The following is a 6,814-nucleotide window of genomic DNA, read 5'->3' as shown; positions in this document are numbered from 1 at the left end:
CTACTTTTAAATTAAAAATAAAGAAAAATTAGAAAAGAAAATAATGTTTCTCTTCAAAAATTTTTTTAATCAAAATCAATTAAGTTTTTGAAAGAGCCAATGATTTTGCATAAATTTTTTTGCAGGTGTGATGGAATTTAAATTTTACTTTAAAAATAGTTATTTTTTTAAGATTTTGTTCAAAAATAAAAAATTAATTAAGCAGTTGTTTGTTGTACAACTGCAAATCAAAATTTATAAAATGTTTGAAGAACCCATGTCTTCTTTAATAACATCTAAAACGGTTTGGGTGTAAGTTCTTTCTATAATTGGATCTTTTAATAATTCTTTAATAAATCCATTTAGTTCATTGGTGTTTCTGAATTTTGCAATTAAAAATGCGTCATATTCGCCAGTAACGTCGTATATTCCAACAACATTTTTGTTGAAAAATGTTTTTTCTTCCCAATTTTTGAGTTTTCCGCCTTTTACTCTTACACCGATGATTGTGGTCAATACAAACCCTAATTTTTCGTGGTCAATTACTGGTGAGAATTTTTTGATTACTCCAGATTTAACCATTTTGTCTATACGGTTATGTACTGTACCTACAGAAACATCTAAACTACGAGATATTTGTCTGTAGGATGTTCTAACATCTTCATTAATAATTTTAAGGATGTTAATATCTGTATCATCGAGTTTAACAACATTGTCTTTAGTTTTTACCATTATATCACTTCATTCATGTATTAATATAGCTAATATGTATAATTAATAATTAGTATATATAATTTAATTAATTGTTTATTATATTTAAAACTTTATATATATTTAACTATTTTTTTTTATAACATCTACTATAATATAATTTAGTGTAGTATGTTTTTTTGTTATTTTTTTATATTTTAATAATATTTAGATTTTTTATCACAATTGTTAGGTTATTGTTTATTTTTTTTACATGTTATTATTCATTATTGAACTCAAGAAGAATATTTTTTATTTCAGTAATGTTTGCATTTGTTTTTATGCCTAGTGGGTTATAGTGGGTTTTAACTGCGCTATATCCTTCATCTTTTATTTTATCAAAAATTAAATCAAGCTTTGGAGCACTTATTCTCAATGTTTTACATATGTTGTGCACGTCAAAAAATGTTGCTGGTGCTTCAGATTCTATAAGGCAGCTATTAAGTAATTTAAGTGCTTGTTTTTCTGTATTAATTTTTTTATAATCTATTTCATTAATCATTTGTTCGATAAACTCTTTATTTTGGATAGGGCCTAACCATAGGGGTCCTGCATGAATTAATTTTTCACCACAAATGGGGCATTTTTCTTCAATTGCACTGGCCAATCCTTTAGTGGTCTGTCTATGTAAACAGTTTTTACAATGACTGATGTAACCTATATTTTTTAAACATTCATCAGTTTTTTTAGGACCTTTCTTAACATTAATGTATAATCTCATATAATGTTCAGTACTGTGGGACATTTTCACTTCAATATATTTTCCATATTTCGCAAGGGTAAGTGCTAAAAAACCTGCCAATATCCTAATGCCATTCTCATGGCAATATTCACTTTTATAAGGTTTTGCATTGTACTTTCTTATACATGGCTCCTTATATGTTCCACATAATGCAGAGGTGTCAGTTGCAGTTACGCATAACAATGAATTTCTACGTGCGCAGTATCCTGCAGAATCTAGAAATGGGGAGGGGGTTCCGAAAGGATCTATGTCTATTACGTCAAATTCACCACGTTTCATTCTTAAAAACATGCTTGCATCATGTTGGTAAACTTCAATATCTTCTAAATTATTTAAATCAATATTATGTTGTTCATATTCATTGGCCAATTCGCTTATGTCATTGATACATACATTTCCAACGCCTTCTATTTCATTTTTGTAACGAATTCCTCTAATTCCGCTTCCACCAAATAAATCACAAATGTCAATTTCTCTTTCTTCTTGTTTTTGGAATACCTGTATTGCAAGAATTGACAAATCTCTATTTAATTCCATGTGTGGATTGTAAAAAACAGGGGCGTCGGATGATACTTTATCAAATTCGGGAAATTCAATTTTTGTTAATCCTTCTTCAATTTGTTTAATTTTATATTCATCCATTGATTCACACTCAATTTTAATATTTTTAAATATGTAATGTTTTAAATATTATTAGATTTAAATATTAGTATGATAATTAATCTAATTTTTATAATTTGGTGATAAATGTGTCAGAAATTAAAGTTCCTATTGCAAAACCAATTATTGGTGATGAAGAAATAGAAAATGTAGTTGAAGTCTTAAAATCAGGAATGATTGCTCAAGGACCTAAAGTGGAAGAATTTGAACAAAAATTTGCCGAGTGGGTTGGAGCGGATTATGGTATTGCTGTTAATTCAGGTACTGCTGCATTGCATGTTGCTTTATTGTCATGTGGTATAGGCAAAGGTGATGAAGTAATTACAACTCCATTCACATTTATTGCAAGTGGAAATTCAATTTTATACACTGGTGCAAAGCCGGTTTTTGCTGATATTGATTTAAATACTTATACCATAAACCCTGATTCAATTGAAAAATTAATCACTGAAAATACTCAAGCAATTATGCCTGTCCAGTTATATGGGCAGTCAGCAAATATGGATAGAATCAATGAGATAGCTGAAAAACATGGATTAATTGTTATTGAAGATGCTGCTCAAGCACATGGTGCAACTTGCAATGGTAAAAAAGTAGGTAGTTTGGGAGACATGTCTTGTTTTAGTTTTTACCCTACAAAAAACATGACCACTTCTGAAGGAGGAATTATCACCACTGATGATGAAGATTTGGCAGACAATGCCAAAATATTCAGAGCTCACGGAGCAAGCGTCAGATATCACCATGATGATATAGGATATAATTTCAGAATGACTGATATTGCCGCAGCTATTGGTCTTGCACAGTTAAATAAAATTGATGATTTCAATGCTAAAAGAATTGAAAATGCTAAATATCTAAATGATGGATTAAAAGATGTCGACGGCATTGTTACACCTTATTGTGCTTATGGATCAAAGCATGTATATCACCAATACACTATTCGTGTTGAAAAAGGTGATCGTGATGATTGGGTTGATGTAATCAATGATTGCGGTGTTGGAACTGGAATTCATTATCCAATTCCATTGTATAATCAACCAATTTATAAAAAATTAGAAGTTGAAGGAGATTGTCCTAATGCGGAACTTGCAGCAGACAATGTAATTTCTCTTCCAGTGCATCCTTCACTCACAAAAGAAGATTTGGATTTAGTAATTGAAGCTGTTAAAACCGCTTCATCTAAATTTTAATTTTTTTTATTTTAACATTTTATTGACTGTTTCTACTTTCGCATCCAATGTTCTGTTTTCCAAGTCTCGTCTGTCATCTACTTTTATAACTGTATAAACTCTGCCGATTCCTAATTCAAAAATTGCTTCTTGAGCATTAGCTATTGCTTCATAAAGTTCATTTAAATTTTCTGCTTCTATTTGGGTCCCCATTCCAGTTAGTTGATAGCTTAGTCCGGAATCTTTGATTGACTGAACTGCAGCAGTTACATAATCTTTACATTCGGTTGTTTCAGTTCCCACAGGCAATATTGCAAAATCACAAGTTATCATATTATCACTGGTAAAATTATTTATTTATCTTAATATAAATTAATTTAGTAATGGTTAAACTAAACAAACAAGATTTTAACGAAAAGATTTTTACAAGGATTAACAATTTAATTTCAGATTATGAATTAATCAAGGAAGGCGAATTGATTGCCGTTGCATTGTCTGGTGGAAAAGACAGTGTTTTAACATTGCATGCATTAAAAAATTATCAGCAATTTTTAAATTTTGATTTGGTCGCAATAAGTGTTGATGAAGGAATTGAAGGTTATAGGCAACATGGAATTGATTCTGCAGTTAAAAATGCAAATGATTTAAACATTGACTTAGTTCAAAAATCCTTTAAAGATGAAGAAGGTTTTGCATTGGATGATATATATCAGGATTTTAAAAGTGCCTGTATTCCATGCGGTGTCTTTAGAAGAAATATATTGAATAAGACTGCATATGAACTTGGAGCATGCAAGATAGCTACCGGTCATAATTTGGATGATGAAATTCAATCATTTTTAATGAGCTTTGCAAGAGGGGACACAATTAAATTCTCAAAATTTGGGCCGGAATTGGATGTTATTCATCCCAAATTGGTTCCAAGGATTAAGCCATTGTGGAACACTCCTGAAAAAGAAGTTGGAATGTGGGCCATCTTGAATGATATTGATATTCATTTAGATGAATGTCCTTATTCTCATTTGTCCTTAAGGGCTAAAATTAAAGAATTTTTAAATGTTAATGAGGACAGGTATCCTGGAATTAAAAATAATGTGATGGAATCTTTTCAAAAAATATTGACTTTTGAAAATGATATTTCCACAAGCCTTAATGAATGTGAAGTTTGTGGTGAGCCGACTTCATCAAATATTTGCAAGGCTTGTGAGTTAAAAAAATTAATTTCTGAGAATTGCGAAAATCATGTATGCAATAAATAATGCAACTAATATCGCACCTTCTTTTCTATCAAATTTATCTTGTGTTTTACCGAATATGAAACATAGTACTGTTACGAATACCATGAAAGTTACATCTATGAGCATACTTGAATCAAGAGATATTGCAGTTATGGCACTACTTGCTCCGAGAACAAATAGGATGTTGAAGATGTTTGATCCGATAACATTTCCTATAACCAACTGATTTTCTCCTTTCTTTAAAGCAGTTAGTGATGTGACAAGTTCAGGTAAAGATGTACCTATTGCTACAATGGTTAAACCTACTAATGTTTCACTCATTCCAAATGCAATTGCTATATCTGATGCACTATTGACAACCAAATCTCCTCCAATAACGATTCCTGCAAGCCCAATAATTATGAAAAGTATACTATATGGGAGAGTAAATTTCGGTTTTTCTACAACATTCGCATTATCTGATTTTTTTGCGGATTTGATAAGATGGGCTACATAAGCAATTAATATAATAAGTAGAATAATTCCTTCAATTTGGGATACATTCCATCCTATTATAATAAATGCTGCAAATAAGACTGTAATTCCGACAAGGAATGGCAAATCTTTATTGAGAACATCTTTTTCCATTAATAGTTCTCCCAGCAGTGCAGATATACCGATAACCATTAATATATTGAATAAATTACTACCAATTACGTTACTTACAGCCATTGCATTATTTCCGGTAATTGCTGATGTGATGGAAACTGCTGCCTCAGGAGCACTGGTTCCAAATGCCACAATGGTTAAACCAACAATTATTGTAGGAATTTTTAAAAGGGATGCAATGCTACTGGCACCATCTACAAAAAAGTCAGATCCTTTTATTAAAAATACGAATCCAACAATTAACAAAACAAATTGTAATAGTATTGACATGTCCATTTTTTATTCCTCTATTTTAATCGGTTCTTGAGGTCCCAAATCGGTTACAAGAATTTTGTCGATTTGGTGCCCATCCAAGTCTATAACTTCAAATATGAATCTTCCACATTCATATTTTTCATTTTCATTAGGTATTTTACCACTTAAACTTAATATGAAACCTGCAATTGTAGTATATCCGTCTTCTTCTTCATCGGGCAATGTTTCATTAAAGTCAAATAGTTCTTTAAATTTATCAATAGGATATCTTCCATCAATCAACCAAGTGCCGTCGCTTCTTTGTGTAGCTTGAGGTTCATCCTCTTCGTCAATTCCAGGAATGTCTCCCACAATACCTTCAAGTAAATCGTTTAATGTAATTAATCCTTCCACACTTCCGAATTCATCAACAACAAGTGACATGTGTACATATCCTTGGTTTTCTTTGAATTCTTTTAATAGTTCCAGTGTTTCCAAGTGTTCTGAAACAACTAATGGTTCTTTTACAATTTTATGAATGTCGAATTTGTCATCATTAAACATTGCTGAAAGAATGTCTTTGGCCTGAACAACTCCGATAAAATCATCTAATTCGCCGGATGCAATAGGAAATATTGATCTTTTACTTTCAATAATTTTTACTTTGTTGATGTCCTTATCATCTTCCAAATCAATCCATATGATTTCATTACGTGGGGTCATGATACTTTCAACTTTTTGGTCATCAAGTTTGAAGACTCTTTTGATGATGTCTTCTTCCTCTTGTTCAATTGTTCCGTCTTCTCTTCCTTCCTTAATCATTAATTCAATTTCTTCTTCAGTAACAACATCATCATTTTTGTTTTCAATTCTAAGTACCCATAAAAGAAAACTGCTTGATTTTGCAAGAACAAAACTAACTGGCTTTGAAACCTTTTCAAGAATTACCATGCTTTTTGCAACTTTTAGGGATATTCTTTCAGGGTCATTCAATGCAATTACTTTAGGAACAATTTCTCCTACGACCAATGTTAAATATGTAGTGATGATAACGACTATTGCTACACTTATCGGTTCGCTGTAAGGTATGAATGAAATAGCATTTGCAAGCGGTTCAGCTAATGTTACTCCTCCAAATGCACCTGTTAAGACACCGATAAGAGATATTCCAATTTGAACAGTTGATAAAAATTCATTAGGATCTTCTAATAATTCTAAAACGATTTCAGCATTTTTATTTCCTTCTTCAATGTATTTTTGCATTTTCGCTTTTCTCACCGATACTACGGCCAATTCAGCCATTGACAAATAACCTGTGAGTATTATTAAAATTAAAATTATAATTATCTCGAGTATCGTTCCAATCATTTTTAACAGACCATTAAAACTAG

Annotated in this window: 7 protein-coding genes; 2 read left to right on the top strand and 5 right to left on the bottom strand. The window is 31.0% G+C overall.

What is annotated here, in order from left to right:
• Positions 1–234 precede the first annotated feature (234 nt).
• Entirely contained in the window at positions 235–711 is a 477-nt protein-coding gene (locus tag QZN45_RS04760; RefSeq protein WP_292881338.1) for an Lrp/AsnC family transcriptional regulator, read from the bottom strand.
• 238 nt (positions 712–949) lie between these two features.
• The gene (locus QZN45_RS04755) at positions 950–2,113 is read right to left on the bottom strand and encodes a tRNA (guanine(10)-N(2))-dimethyltransferase (protein ID WP_296811394.1); all 1,164 of its coding nucleotides are present in this window, start codon (positions 2,111–2,113) and stop codon (positions 950–952) included.
• A gap of 107 nt (positions 2,114–2,220) precedes the next feature.
• On the opposite strand from QZN45_RS04755, the gene QZN45_RS04750 reads away from it, so the two are divergent.
• Positions 2,221–3,324 carry a DegT/DnrJ/EryC1/StrS aminotransferase family protein gene (locus tag QZN45_RS04750; RefSeq protein ID WP_292609733.1) on the top strand — a complete coding sequence of 368 codons (1,104 nt, stop codon included), beginning with the start codon at positions 2,221–2,223 and terminating at the stop codon, positions 3,322–3,324.
• Between the two features lie 6 nt (positions 3,325–3,330).
• On the opposite strand, the gene QZN45_RS04745 is transcribed toward QZN45_RS04750, so the two are convergent.
• Entirely contained in the window at positions 3,331–3,636 is a 306-nt protein-coding gene (locus QZN45_RS04745) for an MTH1187 family thiamine-binding protein (protein ID WP_292609735.1), read from the bottom strand.
• 50 nt (positions 3,637–3,686) lie between these two features.
• Here QZN45_RS04745 and QZN45_RS04740 point away from each other — a divergent pair, with 50 nt between their 5' ends.
• Positions 3,687–4,562, top strand: a complete 876-nt coding sequence (locus tag QZN45_RS04740; RefSeq protein WP_296811391.1) for a TIGR00269 family protein — start codon at positions 3,687–3,689, stop codon at positions 4,560–4,562.
• On the opposite strand, the gene QZN45_RS04735 is transcribed toward QZN45_RS04740, so the two are convergent.
• A complete protein-coding gene (locus QZN45_RS04735) occupies positions 4,521–5,459 on the bottom strand; it encodes a calcium/sodium antiporter (protein ID WP_296801204.1) in 939 nt (312 codons plus the stop codon). The genes QZN45_RS04740 and QZN45_RS04735 overlap by 42 nt on opposite strands.
• Positions 5,460–5,468: 9 nt before the next feature.
• Positions 5,469–6,791 carry a hemolysin family protein gene (locus QZN45_RS04730; RefSeq protein ID WP_292609739.1) on the bottom strand — a complete coding sequence of 441 codons (1,323 nt, stop codon included), beginning with the start codon at positions 6,789–6,791 and terminating at the stop codon, positions 5,469–5,471.
• Between the last annotated feature and the right edge of the window lie 23 nt (positions 6,792–6,814).

This window comes from uncultured Methanobrevibacter sp. (assembly GCF_900314695.1).
In the GTDB taxonomy this organism is placed as follows: Archaea; Methanobacteriota; Methanobacteria; order Methanobacteriales; family Methanobacteriaceae; genus Methanocatella.
The sequence above is the reverse complement of the archived record's forward strand: the minus strand, read 5'-3'. Positions and strand labels throughout refer to the sequence as shown.